Source organism: Enterovirga sp. (assembly GCF_035325185.1).
Taxonomy (GTDB): domain Bacteria; phylum Pseudomonadota; class Alphaproteobacteria; order Rhizobiales; family Beijerinckiaceae; genus Enterovirga.
The window spans coordinates 13,804-37,255 of sequence record NZ_DAOLAJ010000029.1 but is presented as its reverse complement, the minus strand read 5'-3'; the positions used below and the strand labels follow the sequence as shown (position 1 = coordinate 37,255).

General features: G+C 67.1%; 22 protein-coding genes and 1 pseudogene. 2 read left to right on the top strand and 21 right to left on the bottom strand.

Features of this window, described 5'->3' with window-relative positions; translation table 11 throughout:
- The 20 genes and pseudogenes from PKD06_RS08165 to PKD06_RS08070 all read right to left on the bottom strand — a co-directional run.
- Positions 1–318, bottom strand: a pseudogene (locus PKD06_RS08165) (proline--tRNA ligase); the annotation flags it as partial.
- A 491-nt stretch (positions 319–809) separates the two neighbouring features.
- Positions 810–1,142, bottom strand: a complete 333-nt coding sequence (locus PKD06_RS08160) for a DUF1467 family protein (RefSeq protein ID WP_324379356.1) — start codon at positions 1,140–1,142, stop codon at positions 810–812.
- Positions 1,143–1,158: 16 nt separating this feature from the next.
- Positions 1,159–1,563, bottom strand: coding sequence for a methylmalonyl-CoA epimerase (mce, locus tag PKD06_RS08155; RefSeq protein WP_324379355.1), 405 nt, complete (start codon positions 1,561–1,563; stop codon positions 1,159–1,161).
- A 10-nt stretch (positions 1,564–1,573) separates the two neighbouring features.
- Positions 1,574–3,244: a ribonuclease J gene (locus PKD06_RS08150; RefSeq protein WP_324379353.1), complete on the bottom strand. Its 1,671-nt coding sequence runs from the start codon at positions 3,242–3,244 to the stop codon at positions 1,574–1,576.
- Entirely contained in the window at positions 3,241–4,041 is an 801-nt protein-coding gene (locus tag PKD06_RS08145; RefSeq protein ID WP_324379351.1) for a biotin--[acetyl-CoA-carboxylase] ligase, read from the bottom strand. Before PKD06_RS08145 ends, PKD06_RS08150 begins: the two co-directional genes overlap by 4 nt.
- 4 nt (positions 4,042–4,045) lie before the next feature.
- A complete protein-coding gene (gene nuoN, locus PKD06_RS08140; protein WP_324379348.1) occupies positions 4,046–5,497 on the bottom strand; it encodes an NADH-quinone oxidoreductase subunit NuoN in 1,452 nt (483 codons plus the stop codon).
- Positions 5,498–5,508: 11 nt separating this feature from the next.
- On the bottom strand, positions 5,509–7,020 hold the full coding sequence (locus PKD06_RS08135) for an NADH-quinone oxidoreductase subunit M (protein ID WP_324379346.1): 1,512 nt from the start codon (positions 7,018–7,020) through the stop codon (positions 5,509–5,511).
- Positions 7,020–9,050, bottom strand: coding sequence for an NADH-quinone oxidoreductase subunit L (gene nuoL, locus PKD06_RS08130; protein ID WP_324379344.1), 2,031 nt, complete (start codon positions 9,048–9,050; stop codon positions 7,020–7,022). The genes PKD06_RS08135 and nuoL overlap by 1 nt, the downstream gene beginning before the upstream one ends.
- A gap of 3 nt (positions 9,051–9,053) precedes the next feature.
- Positions 9,054–9,362, bottom strand: coding sequence for an NADH-quinone oxidoreductase subunit NuoK (nuoK, locus tag PKD06_RS08125; protein ID WP_324379342.1), 309 nt, complete (start codon positions 9,360–9,362; stop codon positions 9,054–9,056).
- On the bottom strand, positions 9,359–9,982 hold the full coding sequence (locus PKD06_RS08120; protein WP_324379341.1) for an NADH-quinone oxidoreductase subunit J: 624 nt from the start codon (positions 9,980–9,982) through the stop codon (positions 9,359–9,361). Before PKD06_RS08120 ends, nuoK begins: the two co-directional genes overlap by 4 nt.
- A 120-nt stretch (positions 9,983–10,102) precedes the next feature.
- Positions 10,103–10,594 carry an NADH-quinone oxidoreductase subunit NuoI gene (nuoI, locus tag PKD06_RS08115; protein ID WP_324379339.1) on the bottom strand — a complete coding sequence of 164 codons (492 nt, stop codon included), beginning with the start codon at positions 10,592–10,594 and terminating at the stop codon, positions 10,103–10,105.
- 13 nt (positions 10,595–10,607) lie between these two features.
- Positions 10,608–11,630, bottom strand: coding sequence for an NADH-quinone oxidoreductase subunit NuoH (gene nuoH, locus PKD06_RS08110; RefSeq protein ID WP_324379337.1), 1,023 nt, complete (start codon positions 11,628–11,630; stop codon positions 10,608–10,610).
- A complete protein-coding gene (gene nuoG / locus PKD06_RS08105; RefSeq protein ID WP_324379335.1) occupies positions 11,627–13,705 on the bottom strand; it encodes an NADH-quinone oxidoreductase subunit NuoG in 2,079 nt (692 codons plus the stop codon). The genes nuoH and nuoG overlap by 4 nt, the downstream gene beginning before the upstream one ends.
- A gap of 4 nt (positions 13,706–13,709) precedes the next feature.
- A complete protein-coding gene (gene nuoF, locus PKD06_RS08100) occupies positions 13,710–15,014 on the bottom strand; it encodes an NADH-quinone oxidoreductase subunit NuoF (RefSeq protein WP_324379333.1) in 1,305 nt (434 codons plus the stop codon).
- Positions 15,014–16,309 (bottom strand): NADH-quinone oxidoreductase subunit NuoE, encoded by a 1,296-nt coding sequence (nuoE, locus tag PKD06_RS08095; RefSeq protein ID WP_324379330.1) that lies wholly within the window; start codon positions 16,307–16,309, stop codon positions 15,014–15,016. Before nuoE ends, nuoF begins: the two co-directional genes overlap by 1 nt.
- Positions 16,309–17,610 (bottom strand): NADH-quinone oxidoreductase subunit D, encoded by a 1,302-nt coding sequence (locus PKD06_RS08090; protein ID WP_324379328.1) that lies wholly within the window; start codon positions 17,608–17,610, stop codon positions 16,309–16,311. Before PKD06_RS08090 ends, nuoE begins: the two co-directional genes overlap by 1 nt.
- Before the next feature lie 2 nt (positions 17,611–17,612).
- Positions 17,613–18,215, bottom strand: coding sequence for an NADH-quinone oxidoreductase subunit C (locus PKD06_RS08085; protein WP_324379326.1), 603 nt, complete (start codon positions 18,213–18,215; stop codon positions 17,613–17,615).
- Between the two features lie 9 nt (positions 18,216–18,224).
- Positions 18,225–18,557 (bottom strand): DHCW motif cupin fold protein, encoded by a 333-nt coding sequence (locus PKD06_RS08080; RefSeq protein WP_324379324.1) that lies wholly within the window; start codon positions 18,555–18,557, stop codon positions 18,225–18,227.
- Between the two features lie 7 nt (positions 18,558–18,564).
- A complete protein-coding gene (locus PKD06_RS08075; protein WP_324379322.1) occupies positions 18,565–19,143 on the bottom strand; it encodes an NADH-quinone oxidoreductase subunit B family protein in 579 nt (192 codons plus the stop codon).
- Positions 19,134–19,499 (bottom strand): NADH-quinone oxidoreductase subunit A, encoded by a 366-nt coding sequence (locus tag PKD06_RS08070; protein ID WP_324379320.1) that lies wholly within the window; start codon positions 19,497–19,499, stop codon positions 19,134–19,136. Before PKD06_RS08070 ends, PKD06_RS08075 begins: the two co-directional genes overlap by 10 nt.
- Before the next feature lie 355 nt (positions 19,500–19,854).
- Between PKD06_RS08070 and PKD06_RS08065 the strand changes: the two genes are divergently transcribed.
- Both PKD06_RS08065 and PKD06_RS08060 read left to right on the top strand, forming a co-directional pair.
- Positions 19,855–21,111, top strand: a complete 1,257-nt coding sequence (locus PKD06_RS08065; RefSeq protein ID WP_324379318.1) for an NAD(P)/FAD-dependent oxidoreductase — start codon at positions 19,855–19,857, stop codon at positions 21,109–21,111.
- A 116-nt stretch (positions 21,112–21,227) separates the two neighbouring features.
- Positions 21,228–21,665 (top strand): hypothetical protein, encoded by a 438-nt coding sequence (locus PKD06_RS08060; RefSeq protein WP_324379316.1) that lies wholly within the window; start codon positions 21,228–21,230, stop codon positions 21,663–21,665.
- A gap of 7 nt (positions 21,666–21,672) precedes the next feature.
- Here the strand turns inward: PKD06_RS08060 and PKD06_RS08055 are convergent, their stop codons facing one another.
- A complete protein-coding gene (locus tag PKD06_RS08055) occupies positions 21,673–23,340 on the bottom strand; it encodes a Na/Pi cotransporter family protein (RefSeq protein WP_324379314.1) in 1,668 nt (555 codons plus the stop codon).
- Positions 23,341–23,452 lie beyond the last annotated feature (112 nt).

Sequence of the window (23,452 nt, the reverse complement as noted above, 5' to 3'; positions counted from 1 at the left end):
GTAGAGCATCTCGCGCTCGTGCCGGTCGCGGATGCGCAGCATCTCCTTGCCGTAGGCATCGTAGCGGCCGCTCTCGCGCCACAGCTCGGCCGACTGGATGGTCGGCATCAGGATCTCGACGGCGCCGGAGCGGTTCTGCTCCTCGCGGATGATCTGCTCGATCCGGCGCAGGACGCGCAATCCGAGCGGCAGCCACGAATAGATGCCGGCCGCCTGCTGGCGGATCAGCCCCGCGCGCAGCATCAGGCGATGGGAGACGATCTCCGCCTCGCGCGGCGCTTCGCGCAGAATGGGAATGAGGGAACGCGAGAACCGCATGGCAGGTATCGGCAGGATGTCGGAGAGATCGGCGTGAGTCGCACGCGCTGCACTGCCGCAAACAGACCATTCCCCGGCAAAAGGCAAGGGGAGCCGTCTTCACAGGCGCCCTGGCGAGGATTTCCGCGAGGCCCTGGCTGTCTTGAAGGTAAAATATTCAAAAAAAGGGGTGACAACGGCGATTTCCTCGCCTATGGCCCTTTCAAGCGCGCCCCATAAGAGAGGCGCGACGGTCCAGGTCTCGGGAGGGGACTTCAAGAAAACTCGGCCTGCCAAATGGGCAGAATCGTAAAAGGCCGGGACGATCAATTGCCGAGAGGCGCAAGCAAGGCTCATGCCTTGCTTTTTTTGTTTCAAGCACCCGATTCCAGAAAACCTGTCATCCGAATCCGAGCGATTGGGCGAGCTATTCGGGCACGGGCGTCGTCGGGCGCGAGTGTCCTGGCCGGGACGGCGAAGAGGCGCAGCCGGCCCTTTCGGTCGGAAGCCCGTCAAAGTCCCGAGAGCGGGAAAAACGCCGCGATCAGAACGAAGACGACCGTCGAGACGACGGAGGTCCAGATCGCGCGCTCCCGGAGCGCCGGCGCGGAGGGGGCGCCCGGATCGGTCCCGGGCACGACCTCGTCCAGATCCGATTGGGTGCGGATGCGGACCGGCAGGATCGTGAACAACACCATCCACCAGACGATGAAATAGAGTCCGGTCGCCCCGACCGTCGTCAGGTCGAAGGCGCGACCGCCGGCGATCCCCGCGAGGCCCAGGAGGAGGACGGCGGCGCAGGTGGTCCAGATGGACCCCGCCAGCCGGGCGACGAGGGAGGGCATCGCGGCCGGACGAACCTCAGGCCTGTTCCAGCTCGACCAGCGTGCCGAGGAAATCCTTCGGATGCAGGAAGAGCACCGGCTTGCCATGCGCGCCGATCTTCGGCTCTCCGCTCCCGAGCACGCGCGCGCCGGAAGCGACGAGCCTGTCGCGCGCCGCGCGGATATCGTCCACCTCATAGCAGACATGGTGGATGCCCCCGCCCGGATTGCGGTCGAGGAAAGCCCGGATGGGTGAATCCTCGCCCAGGGGCTCCAGGAACTCGATCTTCGTATTGGGCAGATTGACGAAGACTACGGTGACGCCGTGATCGGGCTCGGGCGCGGGCGCGGTCACCTCGGCGCCGAGGGCCTCGCGATAGAGCTTCGAGGCGGCTTCGAGATCGGGGACCGCGATAGCCACATGGTTCAGGCGACCGATCAACGCATCCTCCTCACACTTCGAGCACCATGACGTGGCAGGCCGGCTTCTTGCCCCACACGTTGCGCAGCGCGCCGCGCACGGCCTTCGCCACCGCGTCCTCGATGGCGTCGGGGTCGCGCCGAACCCCGCGCGGAAGGTTTCGCAGCACCGCCACCACCGCATCGTCGACGATGTCGGCAAGCGGCTCGCCGGAGCGGGACTTCTCGGGCAGGCCCATCTGGTCGATCGCCGGATCGCCGACGAATTCGCCGCGCTTGTCGACGGCGATCGCAATCGAGACGATGCCGGCGAAAGCGAGCTTGCGGCGCTCGGGAACGGCGCGGTCGAGCGCCGGGACGACGATGTCCCCGTCCCGATAGAGCCGCCCGGCCGGAACGTGGTCGAGAATCTCGGCCCGGCCGGGAGCGACGCGGACGAGCGTGCCGTTGCGCGCCTTCACGACGGTCTCGACACCTTGGGCATGAGCGAAGGCCGCATGCTCGGCGAGATGCAGATCCTCGCCATGGGCGGGGATGGCGATGCGCGGCCGGGTCCATTCATACATGCGGCGCATCTCGTCGCGCCGCGGGTGGCCGGAGACGTGGACGAGATCGTGCCGGTCCGTCACGACGTCGATGCCCTTGCGGATCAGGGCGTTGATGATCGCGTTCACCTCGCTCTCGTTCCCCGGGATCGTGCGGGAGGAGAAGATGACCCGATCGCCCGCCGTGAGCGAGATATCAGGGTGCTGGTCGGCGGCGATGCGCGCCAGGGCGGCACGCGGCTCTCCCTGCGAGCCCGTCAGCAAAGCCACCACCTTGTCGCGCGCGAGATAGCCATAGGCTTGCGGCGACTTGAACTCGGGAAGGCCCGGGAGATAGCCGATCTCGGCCGCGACGCCGGCGACACGGTCCATGGCCCGCCCGACGACCACGACGTCGCGCCCGGCCGCCTGGGCCGCCTCCGCCACCGCGCGCATCCGCGCGACGTTCGAGGCGAAGGTCGTGACGGCGACGCGATGCGGAGATTCGCGGATGATCCGCGCAAGGGTCGCGGAGACCTCGCTCTCGCTCGGGCTTTCGCCGTCGCGCACGACATTGGTGGAATCGCAGACGAGGGCCAGCACGCCCTCCTCGCCCAGCGCGCGGAACTGCGCCTCCGACGTGTTGCTGCCGAGGGTCGGCGCCGGGTCGAGCTTCCAGTCGCCCGTATGCACGACGAGCCCGTGTGGCGTGCGGATGGCGAGAGCGTTCGATTCCGGGATGGAATGCGAGACCGGCACGTATTCGATGTCGAAGGGGCCGAGCGAGAAACGGCGCCCGGGGAGAACCTCGCGCATCTCGATCCTTGGCGCGCCCGGCTCGGACAGCTTGCGGGCCGCGATCAGGGATGCGGCGAAAGGCGTCGCATAGACCGGCGCCCGCAACTTCGGCCACGTCTCCACCAGGGCGCCGATATGGTCCTCATGCGCGTGGGTGATGAGGATGCCGAGGAGATCCTTGCGCCGCTCCACGATGTAGGAGAGGTCCGGGTACATCACATCGATGCCCGGCGTGTGCTCCTCGCTCGCGAAGCCCATGCCGCAATCGACGAGGATCCACTTGCGCCGCCGTTCCGGTCCGAAGCCGTAGAGGGCGGCATTCATGCCGATCTCTCCGAGCCCCCCAAGGGGGAGAAAGACGAGCTCGTCCTGCGCCGTCATGGCCGGGCCTCCGCCCGCGCGCTGCCCGCGCCGCCGAAATGCACCTCGCCGGCGCTGACATGGCGCGCCGACCCGTCCCCGGCCCGGATCACGAGTTGCCCCAGTTCGTCGATCGTCTCGAAGCGGCCCTCGAGGAGATCGTCTCGAATCCGCACGCTCACCTCGCCTGCCAGCCCCGCCGCCCGCGCAAGCCACCGCTCGCGGATGGCCGCGAAGCCGCGTCCGTCGTCCCACAGGGCATGGACGTCCAGCCAGGCGTCGGACAAGGCCCCGAACAGGGTCTGCGCATCCAAATCGGCGCCCAGCGTGCGGAGCGAGGTCGTGGGATAGGGGACCCCCTCGGGCTCGTGCCGGAGATTGACCCCGATCCCCACCACGACGGCGCGACCGCCCGAAGGCAGGCCCTCCGTCTGCAACAGAATGCCGGCGAGCTTCCTGCCGCCGGCAAGAACATCGTTGGGCCATTTGAGAGCGATGGTCGCGCCCGGATGCGATCCGAGGGCGGCATCAAGCGCCCGGACCAGGGCGAGCCCGGCCACGAAGCCGAGTTGGGCGATCACGTCCGAGGGACGGGTCGTGACCAGGAGAAGGCTCGCGGCGAGATTCCCGCGCGACGTCTGCCAGGGATTGCCGCGTCGGCCTCGGCCGGCCGTCTGCTCCGAGGAGACGAGCCAGAGCGGCCCGCCTTCCTCCGCCCTGGCTCGGGCGAGGCCCTCTTCGTTCGTCGAGCCGATCGTGTCGAAGGCAGCCAGCCGATAGCCAGCCGCCGCCGCGCGCGGCGACAGGGGAAAAGCCATCCGATCAGTCGAACAGCGAGCGTGCGGCGTGGGCTGCCGAGCTGACGAGCGGCGAAGGCAGCATCCAGAACAGCACTACGATGATGCTGCACACCACCAGGACCGCCTGGGCTCCTTCCGGCAGGCGCTCGAAGCTCGGCTTCGGCTCGTCGAAATACATGATCTTGACGATGCGAATATAATAGAAGGCGCCAACGACGCTCGCCAGCACGCCGATGACGGCGAGGACGATCAGCGCCGTCTGGCCGGTCTGCACCGCCGCGGCAAAGACGTAGAATTTCGAGAAGAAGCCCGCGAGCGGCGGAATGCCGGCCAGCGAGAACATCATCATGGCGAGGCAGAAGGCGCGCCAGGGATGGGTCTGCGCGGCCCCCGACAGATCGGCGATCGCCTCGACATATTCGTCGCCCCGGCGCATGCCGATGATCAGCGCGAAGACGCCGAGCGTCATGGCGAGATAGATCGCCATATAGATGATGACGCCCTGCACGCCCTCGGGAGTGCCGGCCGCGAGCCCGACCAGCGCAAATCCCATATTGGCGATCGCCGAATAGGCCATGAGGCGCTTGAAATTCGCCTGGCCGATCGCCCCGAAGACGCCGATCGCCATCGAGAGGATGGAGATGAAGATGATGATCTGCTGCCAGCTCTCGACGACGGAAGGGAAGGCTCCGACGAAGACGCGGACCGCCATCGCCATGGCCGCCGCCTTGGGAGCGGAGGCAAAGAAGGCGGTCACCGGCGTCGGCGCGCCCTCGTAGACGTCCGGCACCCACATATGGAACGGCGCCGTGCCGAGCTTGAAGCAGATGCCGGCCGCGAGGAACACGATGCCGAGGACGAGCCCGATTGACGCGTGGCCCTGGAGCGCGGAGGCGATGGCGGGGAAGGAGACGGTCCCGGTGAAGCCGTAGACGAGCGAGGCGCCGTAGAGCAGCATGCCCGACGAGAGCGCGCCGAGAACGAAATATTTGAGCCCCGCCTCGGTCGAGCGCACGTTGTCGCGGTGGATGGCCGCAATGACGTAGGAGGCAAGGCTCTGGAGCTCGATCCCGAGATACAGCCCGATCAGGTCGTTGGCCGAGATCATCATCATCATCCCGACCGTCGCGAGCAGGATGAGGATGGGATATTCGAAGCGCGCAAAGCGCTCGCGCACCATGAAGTCGGACGACAGGCCGATCGTGGCCGCGGAGGCGAGCAGGACCAGGGCCTTCATGTAGCGGGCGAAATCGTCCGAGATGAAGGCCCCGCCGAAGGTCGCGTTCTTGGCGGGGGGCGTCAGCCCGACCGCCAGCAGCGCGATCACCAGCAGGACGAACGACGCCGTGCCGACGAAGGCATTCGCGCGGTTGCCCCGGATCGCGCCGACCAGGATCAGCGCCAGCACGCCGATCGACAGGAGGATCTCGGGGAGCGCTGGCCCGAAATCGGACGCCATGAAGGTGGAGGTCATCGGATCGTCCGTCAGAAGGCGCCGGCTGCCGCAGTCTTGGTCGTCGCCACGATGCTGGCGACGCTCTTGAGCAGGGCTTCCGTCGGCGGCGCGAAGGCGTCCAGGATCGCCCCCGGCGCGAAGCCGTAATAGATGACGAAGAACGCGAGCAGGGCAAGCATGCCGTATTCGCGCCGGTCGAGGTCGGAGATGCTCGCCAGGGACGGCTTCTCCAGCTTGCCGTAGACCACGCGGGCATAGAGCCACAGCGCATAGGCGGCGGAGAGGATCACGCCGAAGGCGGCGAAGAACCCGACCCAGGGATTGGAGCGGAAGCCGCCGAGCATCGTCAGGAACTCGCCGACGAAGCCCGAGGTGCCCGGCAGGCCGACATTGGCCATCGTGAAGATCATCAGGACGACGGCATATTTCGGCATGCGGTTCACGAGCCCGCCATAGGCGGCGATCTCGCGGGTGTGCATGCGGTCGTAGATGACGCCCACGCAGAGGAAGAGCGCGCCCGAGACGAGGCCGTGGCTCACCATCTGGAACATGGCGCCCTGGACGCCCTGCGGGTTCAAGGAGAACAGCCCCATCGTGACGAAGCCCATATGGGCGACCGACGAATAGGCGATCAGCTTCTTCATATCCTCCTGCATCAGCGCGACGAGCGAGGTGTAGATGATCGCCACGACCGAAAGCGCGTAGACGAGCGGCTGGAAATACAGCGACGCGTCCGGGAACATCGGCAGCGAGAAGCGGATGAAGCCGTAGCCGCCCATCTTCAGCAGGATGCCGGCGAGGATGACGGAGCCCGCGGTCGGCGCCTCGACGTGGGCGTCCGGCAGCCAGGTATGGACCGGCCACATCGGCATCTTCACCGCGAGGGAGGCGAAGAAGGCGAGCCAGAGCCACGTCTGCATCGAGGCGGGGAAGCGGTGCTGGAGCAGAGCCTGGATGTCGGTCGTGCCCGCATGCCAGTACATCGCCATGATGGCGAGCAGCATCAGCACCGAGCCGAGCAGCGTGTAGAGGAAGAACTTGAACGAGGCGTAGATGCGCCGCTTGCCCCCCCAGATCCCGATGATCAGGAACATCGGGATGAGGCCCGCCTCGAAGAACACGTAGAAGAGGACGAGGTCGCCCGCCGCGAAGACGCCGATCATCGTCGCCTCGAGGATGAGGAACGTGACGTAATAAGCCTTCACGCGCTTCTCGATCACCTCCCACGAGGCCAGGATGCAGAACGGCATCAGGAAGGTCGTGAGCAGGATGAACGGCATCGAGAAGCCGTCCACCGTCAGCTTGAACTTGATCGACTCCGTCAGCCAGGCATGCGTCTCGGTGAGCTGGAAGGCGGCGGTCGTCGGGTCGAAGCGCCACCAGGCCACGAGGGAGAGCAGGAAGGTGATGAGCGTGGTGGCGAGGGCGGCCGCGCGCGCATTCGCGCGCACGTCGCTGTCCTCGCCCCCGAGAGTCAGGACGAAGGCCGCCCCGGCGAGAGGCACGATGATCAGGCCGGCGAGGATTCCGAGGGAAAACATCAGTGGGCTCCCCCGCCGACGATCAGATACCAGGACACGATCACCGCGACCCCGATCAGCATGACGAAGGCATAGTGGTAGACATAGCCGGTCTGGAGCCGCACGACGCCCCGCGTGACGTCGACGACCCGGGCCGAGATGCCGTCCGGCCCGAGGCCGTCGATGACGGCCCCGTCGCCCTTCTTCCACAGGAAGCGGCCGAGCCACTTCGCCCCGCGGACGAAGATCACATCGTAGATCTCATCGAAGTACCACTTGTTGAGAAGGAAGCGGTACAAGATGGGCTGCTGGTGAGCCAGCGCAGCCGGAAGATACGGTTTGCGGACATACATGAGGTAGGCGAGCAGGAAGCCGAGCACCATTGCCACGAAGGGAGACACCTTCACCAGGAAGGGGACGTGATGCATCTCCTCGAAGAGGTGGTACTGGCTCGACGCGAGGGCGCCCTTCCAGAAATGCTCGGCCCCGTGGCCCACGAAGGAACCCGAGAAGATCATGCCGGCGAAGATCGCGCCGAAGGCCAGGACCGCGAGCGGCACGAGCATGACGCGCGGGCTCTCGTGCGGCTGGTGGCCATGGCCGTGATGATCGTCCGCGTGATGATCGTCGTCATGTCCATGCGCTGCATGGTCGTCCCCATGGGCATGATCGTCGCCATGGGCGTCGTGGCCGTGGCCCGAGCCCCAGCGCGCCGTCTGCTCGAAGGTCATGAAATAGAGGCGCCAGGAATAGAACGACGTCATCAGCGCCGCGACCACGGTCGAGACGAAGGCGATCGCATGGCCCGGCCGGTCGGAGACGAAAGCGGCCTCAATGATGGCATCCTTGGAGAAATAGCCGGCCGTGAACGGAAATCCCGTCAGCGCGAGCGTGCCGATCGTCATCATCAGCGTGGTGAACGGGATGTACTTCCGCAGCGCGCCCATGTTTCGCATGTCCTGCTCGTGGTGCATCGCGTGGATGACCGAGCCCGCGCCGAGGAACAGGAGCGCCTTGAAGAAAGCATGCGTGAAAAGATGGAAGATGCCAGCGCCATAGGCGCCGACTCCGAGGGCCACGAACATGTAGCCGAGCTGCGAGCAGGTCGAATAGGCGATGACGCGCTTGATGTCGTTCTGGACGAGGCCGACCGTCGCCGCGAAGAAGGCCGTGATGGCGCCGATGACGGTGACCACCGACAAGGCCGCCGGGGCGAGATCGAAGAGCGGCGACAGGCGCGCCACCATGAACACGCCCGCGGTGACCATCGTCGCAGCATGGATGAGCGCGGAGACCGGCGTCGGCCCCTCCATCGCGTCGGGCAGCCAGGTATGCAGCAGGAACTGCGCCGACTTGCCCATCGCCCCCATGAACAGCAGGAGGCAGGCGAGGGTCAGGGCATTCCAGTCGAAGCCGATGAAGTGGAAGGTCGCGTCCTTGAGCGCCGGAACCTTGGCGAAGATCTCGCTGTAGATCGTCGAGCCCGTCAGCACGAAGACGAGGAAGATGCCGAGCGCGAAGCCGAAATCGCCGACGCGGTTGACGATGAACGCCTTCATCGCCGCCGCATTGGCCGAGGGCTTCTCGTACCAGAAGCCGATGAGGAGATAGCTCGCGAGGCCGACGCCCTCCCACCCGAAGAACATCTGCACGAGGTTGTCGCTCGTCACCAGCATCAGCATGGCGAAGGTGAAGAGCGACAGATAGGCGAAGAAGCGCGGGCGATGCGGATCCTCGTGCATGTAGCCGATCGAATAGAGATGCACGAGGGCCGAGACCGAGTTCACGACGACCAGCATGACGGCGGTCAGCGTGTCGATGCGGAAGGCCCAGTCGACCACCAGCCCGCCCGAGGTGAACCAGTTGGCGACCATGTAGCGTCCCCCGCCCGAGCCGAAGCCGACGGAGAAGAAGGCGATCCAGGAGAGGAAGGCCGAGACCATCAGAAGGCTCGTCGTGACGAGCTCGCTGGGGCGCGCGCCGATGCGGCGGCCGAAGAGGCCGGCGATCAGGAACCCGAGAAGGGGGAGGAAGACGATGACGTGGTACATCGGTCAGCCGCGCATCATGTTGATGTCTTCGACCGCGATCGAGCCGCGATTGCGATAGAAGACGACGAGAATGGCGAGGCCGATCGCGGCCTCGGCCGCGGCGACCGTCAGCACGAAGAGCGCATAGACCTGGCCGACGATGTCGTGGAGGAAGGTCGAGAACGCCACCAGATTGACGTTCACCGCCAGCAGGATCAGCTCGATCGACATCAGGATGACGATCACGTTCTTCCGGTTCACGAAGATGCCGAGGACGCCGATCGTGAACAGGATCGCGGCGACGCTGAGGAAATGGCCGAGGCCGATCGTCATGACACGCTCTCCGGCAAGCCCTGGCGGGACGGGACGCTCTGGAGGCTGACGGCCTCCTTCGGGTCGCGCGCGTTCTGGACCGAGATGTTCTGGCGGCGAACGCCGGGGCGGTCGCGCAGGGTGAGCACGATGGCGCCGATCATGGCGACCAGCAGCACGAGACCGGCGCCCTGGAAGAAGAGCGCATAGCGCGTGTAGAGCACGCGTCCGATCGCCTCGGTATTGGTCAGGGCCTCCGCCGGAGGATTGGCGACGATCGACACCTGGAGCGCCTCGGGCGAGATGGCCCAGGTGGAGACGACGAGGACCAGCTCGACCAGGAAGATCAGCGCCACGAGGCCGCCGATCGGCAGGTATTGCAGAAAGCCCTGGCGCAGCTCGGCGAAATCGACGTCGAGCATCATCACCACGAACAGGAAGAGCACCGCGACGGCGCCGACATAGACGACGACGAGGATCATCGCCAGGAACTCCGCCCCGAGCAGCAGGAACAGCCCGGCGGCGTTCACGAAGGCGAGGATCAGGTAGAGCACCGAGTGCACGGGATTCCGCGAGGCGATCACCATGAACGCGCTGGCGACCGCAACGGACGAGAAGAGATAGAAGAACAGGGCGGTCATGGCGTCAGGCTGCTCCAGGTCTCGCCGCGGGCGGCCGATACCGGAATCCGAAGGGCGTCATAGGCCGCCGTCCCTGAGAGGACAACGGCGCCGGAGATGCGATCGCTGCGCATGACGCCCTCACCGGTAGGGGGCATCGGCGCGCAGGTTGCGCGCGATCTCGCGCTCCCAGCGGGCGCCGTTCTCGAGCAGCTTCTGCTTGTCGTAGTAGAGTTCCTCGCGCGTCTCGGTGGCGAATTCCATGTTCGGCCCCTCGACGATGGCATCGACCGGGCAGGCCTCCTGGCACATGCCGCAATAGATGCATTTCACCATGTCGATGTCGTAGCGCGTGGTGCGCCGCGTGCCGTCGTTGCGGCGCGGGCCGGCCTCGATCGTGATCGCCTGGGCCGGGCAGATGGCCTCGCAGAGCTTGCAGGCGATGCAGCGCTCCTCGCCGTTCGGATACCGGCGCAGGGCGTGCTCGCCACGGAAGCGGGGCGAGGAATAGTTCTTCTCGAAGGGATAGTTCAGCGTCGCCTTCGGCTTCACGAAATATTGCATCGAGAGGACGAAGGCGTCGATGAACTCCTTGAGCAGGAGCGATTGGGCGGCGCGGGCGATCGCGGACATGGGCGGCGCTCCTTCAGCCGGCGACCGGGGCGAGCCCGGTGATCTTGAGGACGGTCGCCACGACCACCACGGCCGCCAGCGACAGCGGCAGGAAGACCTTCCAGCCGAGGCGCATGAGCTGGTCGTAGCGATAGCGCGGCACGAAAGCCTTCACCATGGCGATGAGGAAGAACAGGAACGAGACCTTCAGGACGAACCAGATCACGCCCGGCACCCAGGTGAAGGGCGGAAAGGGGATGGGCGAGAGCCACCCGCCGAGGAACAGAATCGTCCCCATGGCGCACATCAGCATGATGGCGACGTATTCGCCGAGCATGAAGAGCAGGAAGGGCGTCGAGGAATATTCGACCATGTAGCCCGCCACCAGCTCGGATTCGGCCTCCGGCAGGTCGAAGGGCGGCCGGTTCGTCTCGGCCAGCGCCGAGATGAAGAAGATGACGAACATCGGGAACAGCCAGAGCCAGTACCAGCCGAAAATCCCGTAATGGTCCTGCGCCTCGACGATCCGGGTCAGGTTCAGCGAGCCCGCGCACATCAGCACCGTGACGATCACGAACCCGATCGAGACCTCGTAGGACACCATCTGCGCCGCCGAACGCAGCGCGCCGAGGAAGGGATATTTCGAGTTCGAGGCCCAGCCGCCCATGATGACGCCGTAGACCCCGAGCGAGGAAATCGCGAAGATGTAGAGCACGCCGACATTGAGGTCGGCCACGGCCCAGCCCGCATTCACCGGGATCACCGCCCAGGCCGCGAGGGACAAGGTCGCGAAGACGAGCGGCGCGAGCAGGAACACGCCCTTGTTGGCAGGCGCTGGAATCACCGGCTCCTTGAAGAAGAACTTGGTCAGGTCGGCGAAGCTTTGCAGCAGCCCCCAGGGCCCGACCACGTTCGGTCCCCGGCGCATCTGCACGGCCGCCCAGACCTTGCGGTCGGCATAGAGCGCGAAGGCGATATAGACGAGCAGGCAGACGAGCAGGACGACGCTCTTCAGCGCCGCGAGCAGGACGGTGATGAGGAGATCCATCGGGCTCACTCCGCCGCCTGGAGCGCAGGCACCGCATGCAGGGCCGAGCACTCGGCCATGACGCGGGAGGCGCGTGCGATCGGGTTGGTCAGGTAGAAATCGGCGACGGGCGAGACAAAGGCTTCGCCCCCGGTGCTGCCGCCAAGTCCAGCCAGGGCAGCCAGGGCAGCGCTTCCCTCGCCGGGGGCGATGGCGTTGAGCGCGGCGAGATGCGGATGCGCCGCATGCAGGTCCCGCCGCAGAGCGGGAAGATTGTCGAAGGGCAGCCTGTGGCCGACTGCGTCGGACAGGGCGCGCAGGATCGTCCAATCCTCGCGGGCATCGCCCGGCGGAAACACGGCCCGGTTGGTCTGCTGGACCCGCCCTTCCGTATTCACGTAAGTGCCAGACTTCTCGCTATAGGCGGCGCCGGGAAGGATCACGTCGGCCCGATGGGCGCCGCGGTCGCCATGCGTGCCCTGGTAGATCACGAAGGCGCCGGGGCCGACCTCGATTTCGTCCGCGCCGAGATTGAACAGCACGTCCAGGGCGCCGGCCTCGGCCATGGCGGAGGCCGCGAGCCCCCCCTCCCCCGGCACGAAGCCGATATCGAGGCCGCCCACCCGCGAGGCTGCCGTATGGAGCACGGCCAATCCGTTCCAGCCCTCCACCACGGTCCCGACGGCCTGGGCGAGCCGGGCGGTCGCGGCCAGCAAGGCGCCGCCGTCGCGACGCGCGGAGACCGCGGCCCCGACCACGATGAGGGGACGCTCCGCCGCTTTCAGCTTGTCGAGAAAGTCGCTGCCCGCCGCGAGCAGCCCCAAGCTCTCGGGACCGGCGCCGAGATGAGTATAGGGATAGGTCAGGTCGACCTGCTCGCCGATGAGGCCGACGGGGAGCGGCCCCAGGCGCCAACGCTTGCGCAGCCGGGCATTGACCAGCGCCGCTTCCCAGCGCGGGTTGGCGCCGACGATCAGGATCGCGTCGGCTTTCTCGATCCCCGCGATGGTCGGATTGAAGATGTAGGAGGCGCGGCCGTGCTCCGGAGACAGCGCCGAGCCGTCCTGGCGGCAATCGACATTCGCCGAGCCAAGGGCAGCCATGAGCTTCTTCAGAGCCCACATCTCCTCGACCGCCGCGAGGTCGCCAGCGATCGCCCCGACGCGCTTTGGATCGGCGCCTGCGAGCCTCGCCGCGATGGCCGCGAAGGCTTCGGGCCAGGTAGCCGGCCGCAAGCGGCCGTTCTCGCGCAGATAGGGCCGGTCGAGGCGCTGGAGCTTGAGCCCGTCGACATGCTGGCGGGTCTTGTCCGAGATCCACTCCTCGTTGATGCCCTCGTGCACGCGCGGCAGGACGCGCATGACCTCCTTGCCCCGGGCATCGACGCGGATATTCGAGCCGACCGCGTCCATGACGTCGATCGAAGGCGTCTTGATCAGTTCCCAGGGGCGGACATGGAAGGCCTGCGGCTTGTGGGTCAATGCCCCGACCGGGCAGAGGTCGGCGACATTGGCCTGCAACTCCGAGCGCATCGCGCGCTCGAGATAGGTCGTGATCTCCATGTCCTCGCCGCGGCCCGTCGCGCCGAGATCGGGCACGCCCGCCACCTCGGTCACGAAGCGGATGCAGCGCGTGCAATGGATGCAGCGATTCATCGAGGTCTTCACGAGAGGCCCGATATACTTGTCGTGAACCGCGCGCTTGTTCTCGTGGAAGCGGGAGGAATCGACCCCGTAGGCCATGGCCTGGTCCTGGAGGTCGCATTCGCCGCCCTGGTCGCAGATCGGGCAGTCGAGGGGATGGTTGATGAGGAGGAACTCCATCACCCCCTCGCGCGCCTTCTTCACCATGGGCGAGCGGGTGACGACGGTTGGCGGCTCGCCGTTCGGGCCGGGCCGGCAGTCGCGCACGCCCCAGGCGCAGGAGGCCACCGGCTTCGGCGCGCCCTTCAGCTCGACGAGGCACATGCGGCAATTGCCGGCGATGGACAGCCGCTCGTGGAAGCAGAAGCGCGGGATCTCCGCCCCCGCGGCCTCGCAGGCCTGGAGGAGCGTGTAGTCCGCGGGGACGTCGACCTCGACGTCGTCGACGATGATCTTCGTCATCTTTCTACTCCGCCGCCATGAGGGCAGGCTCGGAATGCGGATTGGCCGAGTACTGGTCGATCCGCTTCTCGATCTCGCCGCGGAAGTGCCGGATGAGGCCCTGGATCGGCCATGCCGCCGCGTCGCCGAGCGCGCAGATCGTGTGCCCCTCGACCTGCTTGGTCACTTCGAGCAGCATATCGATCTCGCGCCTCTGCGCCCGGCCCTCGGCCATCCGCGAGAGCACCCGCCACATCCAGCCGGTCCCTTCGCGGCACGGCGTGCACTGGCCGCAGCTCTCGTGCTTGTAGAAATACGAGATCCGCGCGATCGCCCGGACGATATCGGTCGACTTGTCGAGGACGATGACCGCGGCCGTGCCGAGGCCCGACTGGAGCCCGCGCAGGGTGTCGAAATCCATCGGCGCGTCGATGATCTGCTCGGCCGGCACGAGCGGCACCGACGAGCCGCCCGGAATGGAGCAGAGCAGGTTGTCCCAGCCGCCCCGCATGCCGCCGCAATGCCTGTCGATCAATTCGCGGAAGGGAATGCCCATTTCCTCCTCCACGTTGCAGGGCTTGTTCACGTGCCCGGAGACGCAGAAGAGCTTGGTGCCGGTGTTGTTCTTGGTGCCGATCCCGGCGAACCAGCCGCCGCCGCGCCGAAGGATGGTGCCCGCGACCGCGATCGATTCGACGTTGTTCACTGTCGTCGGGCAGCCGTAGAGGCCCATATTGGCCGGGAAAGGCGGCTTCAGCCGCGGCATGCCCTTCTTGCCTTCAAGGCTTTCGAGCAGCGCCGTCTCCTCGCCGCAGATATAGGCGCCCGCGCCGTGGGCGACGTAGATGTCGAAGGGATAGCCGTGGACGTTGTCCTTGCCGACGAGCCGCGCCTCGTAGGCCTCGTCGACCGCCTTCTGCAAGGCGATGCGCTCGGCGATGTATTCCCCCCGCAGATAGACATAGCAGGCATTTGCCCGCATCGCGAAGGAGGCGATCATGCAGCCTTCGATCAGGAGATGCGGGTCGTGCCGCATGATCTCCCGGTCCTTGCAGGTGCCGGGCTCCGATTCGTCCGCGTTGACGACGAGATAATGCGGCCGCCCGTCCGACTTCTTCGGCATGAAGGACCATTTGAGGCCGGTCGGGAAGCCGGCGCCGCCGCGCCCGCGCAGGCCCGACGCCTTCATCTCGTTGATGATCCAGTCGATGCCCTGCTCCAGCAGGAACTTCGTGCCGTCCCAGGCGCCGCGCTTCCGCGCAGCCTCGAGCCCCGGCGAATGCAGGCCGTAGAGGTTGGTGAAGATGCGGTCGCGATCGGCGAGTGCCATCAGGCGGTCCCCTTCGTTCCGCGGCCGACGGCCTCGGCATCCTGCTTCGAGCCGCCGCCCGCCAGCACCTTGGCCTGCTCCACCCAGCGATCACGCATCGGACGCCCCTTGAACGCCTCCAGATGCTCGTCGATCCAGCGCAGATTGTCATCCGTCCAGGAAGCGATCTGGGCATAATGGAAGACGCCGAGGTCGTTCAGCAGCGCCGCGAGCTTGGGCCCCACGCCCCAGATGTTCTGAAGCTCGTCGCCGCCGCCCTGGGGAGCCGATGTCAGCAATTCGGGTTTCGTGCCACCGCCCGGCAGCACCTCCCCTCCCGAGGAAGCTCCAGACGCCGCCGGAGCCGCAGGAGGCGCGTCGACCTCCGCCTTGGGCGCGCCGGTATCGGCGGCCGTCGCCTTGGAGGCGTCCGCCGCGTCGGCGCGCGCCTCGGGGTGGATCGGCTCCTTGCCCTCCTGAACGCGCTGGGCCGGGGCATCGGCCGCCGGCGCATGCTCGGCCCGGCCCGCATCGGGCTTGCCGGGCTTCGGATCGTGAGGACCGGAGGCCGTGGCGACGCCCGGATCCTTGGCTGGCGGCACGGGCGCCGCCGGAGCGGGAGCCGCAGCGGCGGGACGGGCCTCGTCGAGCAGCTCGACCTCCCGCCGCTCGAAGCGCTTGCGCCAGGCGCCGATGAGCGAGCCGTCGAACAGGGCCGGGTCCTGAAGCGTGTCGATCGCGTCCTGGGGCTCGGAGGCGCGGCGGCCGTTCTGCGGCCCGACCTTCACCTCGCGCCCGGCGGCGAGGTCGTCGAGGAGCTTGATCAGGAGGTCCGGCGTCAGGTCCTCGTAATAATCGTCGTTGATCTGCACCATGGGCGCGTTGCAGCAGGCGCCCAGGCACTCGACTTCCAGCCAGGAGAAATTGCCGTCCGCGGTGACATGCTGCTGGTCGCCGACCTTCTCGAGCAGGACCTGCTTCAGGTCGAGCGCGCCCTTCACGTGGCAGGGAACGGTGCCGCAGAGCTGGATGAAGAAGCGGCCGACCGGCTCCAGGTTGAACATGGTGTAGAAGGTCGCAACCTCCAGCACCCGGATGACCGGCATGTCCAGGCGCGTGGCGACCGCCTCGATCGCCTTCTGGGGCAGCCAGCCGTCATGCTGCTTCTGGGCCTGCCAGAGCATCGGGATGACGGCGGAGGCCTGCCGGCCCTCGGGATATTTCGCGATCTGCTTCTCGATCCAGCGCTCGTTCTCCTCCGTGAAGGCGAAGGAGGCCGGCTGGATTTCGGGCGGGGCGAGACGACGGACGGACATCAGCGATCAACCTCGCCGAACACGATATCGAGGGAGCCGAGGATCGCCGAGACGTCGGCCAGCATGTGGCCCCGGCAGATGTAATCCATGGCCTGGAGATGGGCGAAGCCCGGCGCGCGGAGCTTGCAGCGATAGGGCTTGTTGGTGCCGTCGGCGACCAGATAGACGCCGAACTCGCCCTTGGGCGCCTCGACCGCGGCATAGACCTCGCCGGGGGGCACGTGGAAGCCCTCGGTATAGAGCTTGAAGTGATGGATGAGCGCTTCCATCGAGCGCTTCATCTGGCCGCGCTTGGGGGCGACGACCTTGCCGTCCACGGAGGAGACGGGGCCCTGCCCAGAGGGCTCGCGCAGCTTGCGGATGCATTGCTGCATGATGCGGTTCGATTGCCGCATCTCCTCCATGCGGATCACCTGCCGGTCGTAATTGTCGCAGTTCTTCCCGACCGGGATGTCGAACTCCATCTCGTCGTAGCACTCGTAGGGCTGCGCCCGGCGCAGGTCCCAGGCCGCGCCGGAGCCGCGCACCATCACGCCCGAGAAGCCCCATTTCCAGCAATCCTCGAGCGTCACGATGCCGATATCGACATTGCGCTGCTTGAAGATGCGGTTGCCGATGAACAGGACGTCGAGATCATCCAGCACCTTCGGGAAATGCTCGCAGAACTCCTCAATGTCGTCGAGCAGCTTCGGCGTCAGGTCCTGGTGCACGCCGCCCGGCCGGAAATAATTCGCATGCATGCGCGAGCCCGAGGCCCGCTCGTAGAAGACGACGAGCTTCTCGCGCTCCTCGAAGCCCCAGAGGGGCGGCGTCAGCGCGCCGACGTCCATCGCCTGGGTCGTGACGTTCAGGAGATGCGACATGATCCGCCCGATCTCCGAGTAGAGCACGCGGATGAGCTGGCCGCGCCGGGGCACGTCGAGCCCGAGCAGCCTCTCCACCGCCAGGCAGAAGGCATGCTCCTGGTTCATCGGCGAGCAATAGTCGAGCCGGTCGAAATAGGGCGTCGCCTGGAGATAGGTCTTGTACTCGATCAGCTTCTCGGTGCCGCGATGCAGGAGGCCGATATGCGGATCGACCCGCTCGACGATCTCCCCGTCGAGCTCCAGCACGAGCCGCAGCACGCCGTGGGCCGCCGGATGCTGCGGCCCGAAATTGATCGAGAAATTGCGGATGTCATGCTCGCGCCCGACCGAGGGCACGAGATCGGCGGTCGAGCTGAAGTCGTTGGACGCGCCGGGCTGCGGCTTCTCGTCCAGAAGTTCGTCGCGTTCCGCCGCGAGGCCGTGATCTGCCGCCATGGTCAGTTCGCCTTGGCTTTCTCGTCGCCTGGCAGCACGTAGTCCGTGCCTTCCCAGGGAGACATGAAGTCGAAGTTGCGGAATTCCTGCGTCAGCTTCACCCGCTCGTAGACGACGCGCTTCTGCTCATCGTCGTAGCGGACCTCGACGAAGCCCGTGAGCGGGAAGTCCTTGCGCAGCGGATGCCCGTCGAAGCCGTAATCGGTCAGGATGCGGCGCAGGTCGGGATGGTCGGAGAAGAGGACGCCGTAGAGATCGTAGGTTTCCCGCTCGAACCAGTTGGCCGCCGGGAAGATCGAGACCGCGGACGGCACCGGCGTCGCCTCGTCCGTCTCCACCTTCACCCGGATGCGCGTGTTATGGCGCGGCGAGAGCAGGTGATAGACGACGTCGAAGCGCTTCTCGCGCTCCGGGTAATCGGCGCCGCAGATATCGATGAAGCTGATGAAGCGGCAGCCCGGATCGTCGTGAAGAAAGCGCAGGACGTCGAGGATCTTCTCGGCCGGCGCGACGATGGTCAGCTCGCCGAAGGCGATCACCCGCGAGGCGACGAGGTCGCCGAGCCCGGCAGCGATGTGGTCGGAGAGGGTCTGGAGGTCGGTCATAGGGCGCTCCTAGTCGACCACGAAGAGGGTGGCGCCGGCCGCGCCCGTGCGGGAGCGGTGCGGCTCGGCGCCATCCGCCACCTGATAGCTCATTCCCGGCTTCAGCACGAAGCGGCGCCCGTCGGACAGCTCGGTCTCCAGCTCGCCCGAAAGGCAGAGCAGGATATGCCCCTTTTGGCACCAATGGTCGGCGAGATAGCCGGGGCTGTACTCGACCATGCGGACGCGGATGTCGCCGAACTGGCGCGTGCGCCAGACGGCCTCGCCGGCCTCCCCGGCATGCCGGGAAGGCTCGACCCGGGACCAGTCGGTCGTCCCGAACGGGATTTCTTCCATCCGCATGGCGCGATCAACGCTCGATCGTGCCGATGCGGCGGATCTTCCGCTGCAACAGGAGTACGCTGTAGAGAAGCGCCTCGGCGGTCGGCGGGCAGCCGGGAACATAGATGTCCACCGGCACGACCCGGTCGCAGCCGCGCACCACCGCGTAGCTGTAATGGTAATAGCCGCCGCCATTGGCGCAGCTTCCCATGGAGATGACGTAGCGCGGCTCCGGCATCTGGTCGTAGACCTTGCGCAAGGCCGGCGCCATCTTGTTCGTCAGCGTGCCGGCGACGATCATCACGTCCGACTGGCGGGGCGTCGCGCGCGGCGCGAAGCCGAAGCGCTCGGCGTCGTAGCGCGGCATCGACAGGTGGATCATCTCGACCGCGCAGCAGGCGAGGCCGAAGGTCATCCACATCAGCGAGCCCGTGCGGGCCCAGGTGATCAGGTCCTCGGCCGAGGTGACGAGGAAGCCCTTGTCCGCCAGTTCCGCATTGACCTCGCGGAAGAACGGATCATCGGCTCCGACCGGTTTTCCGGTCGCCGGGTCGATGATGCCGCGGGGGGCGGGCGCGACCACCGTCTGGCTCGGGCTCAGTCCCATTCCAGGGCTCCCTTCTTCCACTCGTACACGAATCCGACCGTGAGCACCCCGAGGAAGATCATCATCGACCAATAGCCGTACCAGCCGAGGTCGCCGAATGTGATCGACCAGGGAAAGAGGAATGCAACCTCAAGGTCGAAGATGATGAAGAGGATCGCCACGAGGTAGAACCGGACGTCGAACTTCATGCGCGCGTCGTCGAATGCGTTGAAGCCGCATTCATAGGCCGAGAGCTTCTCCGGATCGGGACTCTTGTAGGCCAGGATGAACGGCAGGACGAGCAGCGCCCCGGCGATCACCAGCGACACGCCGATGAAGATCACGAGCGGCAAATAGGCTGTGATGAGGTCTGTCATCCTGCACCCATAGGCCGCCATCCGCTTGGGGACGGGCGACCCCCGATTCTCGTTCCTCCCCGGGGACGCGGCCAAACCGCGACCCGAAGACCTAGCCGGCTTATCGCAGCGATTCTAAGGTGACAAGCTGACTCTACACATCGCCCACCTCTTTAACGCCCGCATCGAAAACCTGCGGATGCTGGCAGGCTTCGTTTCGGGCCGGCGCGGGGTTCTCCACAGGCGTCCCGGCGGGCGGCGGCGCAGCTAAAAAAATTGATCCGAAACAATGTCCCGGCTCTATCGCCCAGGCCGCAAGATGTGATGTGCTGGCGGAAGCCGGCCCGGCGGCCCGCGATCGCCTCGGAGATCCCTCGTGACACACCGCATCGTCGTCGTCGGGGCCGGCTTCGCGGGGCTGCAGCTCGTCCGCGATCTCGCCGGAGCGGGATGCGAGATCACGCTCATCGACCAGCGCAACCACCACCTGTTCCAGCCGCTGCTCTACCAAGTGGCGACCACGCTGCTGGCGGCATCCGAGATCGCCTGGCCCATTCGCCGCCTCCTGCGCGACCGCAAGGACGTGACGACGCTTCTGGCGACGGTCGAGGGCGTCGACCGGCAGGCGCGGGAAGTCCTCCTCCAGGGCGGAGGCCGCATCCCCTTCGACACGCTCGTCCTCGCCACCGGCGCCCGCCACGCCTATTTCGGCAACGACCACTGGGAGGCGGACGCGCCGGGGCTGAAGACGCTGGAGGACGCGACCACGATCCGGCGCCGGATGCTCGTGGCCTTCGAGCGCGCGGAAATGGCCGGGGACGAGGCGGAGCGGGCGGCCGAGCTGACCTTCGCGGTGATCGGCGCGGGGCCGACCGGGGTCGAGCTGGTGGGGATTCTCGCCGAGCTGGCCCACCGCGTCCTGCCGCCCGAGTTCCGCCGCATCGATACGCGCCGGGCGCGGATCATGCTGATCGAGGCCGGGCCGCGCATCCTCGCCGCCTTTCCCGAAGAATTGTCCGATTATGCGACGCGCATGCTGCAGAAGAGCGGCGTCGAGGTCCTGACCGGGACTCCCGTAACGGACTGCTCCCGCGACGGAATCGTGCTCGGCGAGCAGCCCATCGCCACCCGCACCGTGATCTGGGCGGCGGGCGTCCAGGCTTCGCCGGCCCAGGCGTGGCTGGGCGCGGAGGCCGACCGCGCGGGGCGCGTCGTCGTCGGGCCCGACCTGACGCTGCCCGGCGACCCCTCGATCTTCGTCCTGGGCGACACGGCCCATGTCGAATGCGACGGGCGGCCGGTTCCGGGCGTCGCCCCGGCCGCGAAGCAGCAGGGCAAATATGCAGCCGACGTCATCCGGGCTCGTCTCGCCGGCCGGCCCGCGCCGCCTCCCTTCCGCTTCAAGGACATGGGAAATCTCGCCACGATCGGCCGAAACGCCGCCGTGATCGATTTCGGCCGGTTCCGGATGAAGGGCTGGCTCGCCTGGTGGGTCTGGGGAATCGCCCACATCTATTTCCTGATCGGCACGCGCTCGCGGCTCGTCGTCTCGCTGAGCTGGCTCTGGAGCTTCCTCTCGGGGCACAATTCCGCGCGGCTCATCACCCAAAAGGAAACCCTGAGGAGCAAATAGGATCGGAATGCCCCGCGAATCGCCCGGGCGGTCGCGCCGCAACGGGGACCTCCCCTGTGCATCCGGGCACGGTTCGTTGTAAGGAAGGCGGCAATCTCATCGTTCGGAGCCGGGTCTTGGTACCTGTTCGCGTCTTCACGGCCGCTGCGCTGGCCTTGCTTTCCGCGGGCCCGTCCCTCGCCTTCGACCAGCGCGAGGTGGGGCCGGGCCGGCTGCCTCCGATCCCCCGCGACTATGCGGCCACGATCGCATCCTGGGGGCGGTTCTTTTTCGCCGATCCGAACGCGCTCGCGGGGGCGAGCCTCTCCGCGCCGGTCCTGATCCGCGACGGCACCGGGCGCCTGCTATGGCTCGTCTGCCTCGAGGCGCCGAATGCCGGGCCCGATCCGCGCACCGGCGGCGTCCAGAGGCATGCCTTCGGCTTCGCGCCCAACAACTACTTCACTGCGCCCGAGGAGCGGCGGCAGTCGACCCTGACGCGCGACTATTGCGACGAGCGCCCGCTCGCCTGGCGCCCCCTTCACGCCACGCTCCGCACCGCCCGGCGGCGCTGAGCCGCGCTCAGGCGCCGTTCCGTCCGTCCCGGTCGGCTGGACGCAGCCGCGAGGGCAGGAGAACCCCCTTGCTTTGCAGGACGGGATAGGCTGCGCCCGAGACCAGATGGTCGTTGATGCGCTTGAGGTCCCGCAGCAGGTCGAGATCGGGCGAATTCGCCTCGGCGGCGCCGCGCTCGCGGGAGCGCAGCGAGCGGAAATGCTCGGCGACCGCCTCCGATTCCAGGTCGCGGAAGATCGTCTTCTCGTCCGCGAGGCTGCGCGCGGCGCGCAGGTCCTCCGTGACGAAGACGGAGGCCGCCGCGCGCAGATTCGCCTCGAGCCGGACCATCATTCCATGCGCCCGCTCGCGCCCCCGCCCGGCCGGGAGACCCTCGCCGCGCTTCAGCCGCTTCGAGGCGAGAGCCATCACGTTCCGGTCGAGAATATCGCCGGCATGTTCGAGATTGGTGGCGAAGGTGAGGATCGCCGCCGCCCGGTGATGGTCGGCCTCGCTCATGTCGTCGACGTCGAGGCCGGACACATAGGTCTTGATGGCCCGGTTGAGGCTGTCGAGCACGTCGTCGGTGCGCCGGACCTCCGCGACCCGTCCCCGGTCGGAGGTCTCGATCACGTCGATCGTTCCACGCAGCATCGTCTCGAGAACATCGACCATCCGCAGCGTCTCGCGCGTGGCGTGGCCGAGGGCGATGGAGGGCGTTTCGAGCGCGGACTGGTCGAGATGGACGGGGCGGGACGGGTCGGCGGCCTCGATCCGCGTCGGCAGGAGGCGCCGAAGCAGATGCGAGAAGGGGCCGAGGAGCGGCAGGAAGAGAACGGCCAGCACGATGTTGAAGGCCGTGTGGAAATCGGCGACGGCGCGGGAGTGGTCGGGCTGCCATGTCGTGAGGATCGGGCCGATCCAGCCCAGGAGCGGAATGGCGATGGCGCAGCCGGCGAGGCGGTTGAGCACGTTGCCCAGGGCGACGCGCCGGCCGGCGACGTCGCCCGTCGTCCCGCTTTCGATCAGCGGGTTGAGCGCGCTGCCGAGATTGGCGCCCACGACCATCGCGAGGGCGGCCTCCAGCGGCAGGACGCCCTTCTGCGCCATGGACATCACCAGGAGCACGACAGCGACGCTCGAATGGGCGAGCCAGGTCACGGCCGCCGCCGCGACGGCGGCGATGACGCGATCGGTGGTCAAGAGCCCGAGCATCAGCCTGAGCGAGGGGGCGTCCTCGTAGGGAATGAGCAGTTCCAGCATCCGCGAGAGCGCGATCAGCATCAGGCCGAGCCCGATCGCGACCCGGCCGAGGTCGCGCGTTCTCGCCGCGCCCCCGCGCCGGAACATCAGCACGCCGGCGAGGACCAGGACGGGCGCGACGCGCGAGACGTCGAAGGACAGGACCTGGACGATCAGCGTCGTGCCGATATTGGCGCCGAGCATGACGGCGAGGGCCGGCACGACGGCGACCAGCCCGCTGGAGGCGAAGGACGAGGCCATCAGCCCCGTCGCCGTCGAGGATTGCAGGACGGCCGTGACGCCGAGCCCGGCGAGAAGCGCCTTCAGCCGGTTGTGGAGCGCCATCTCCAGGGCCTGCCGCAGGCGCGCCCCGTAGGCGCGCTGGACGCCGCTCTGGACCATGTGGAGGCCCCAGAGCAGCAGCGCGACGCAGCCGGCGATGTCGAGAAGCAAGAGGGCCGTTGTCCGATCTCCCGGCTGTCGTGGATGAATGCCGGCGTCCCGCTTTCGGACGGCGCGCCCGCAGCCCATTTAGCGGAACGATAACGTCGCAGGTCCCTTAATG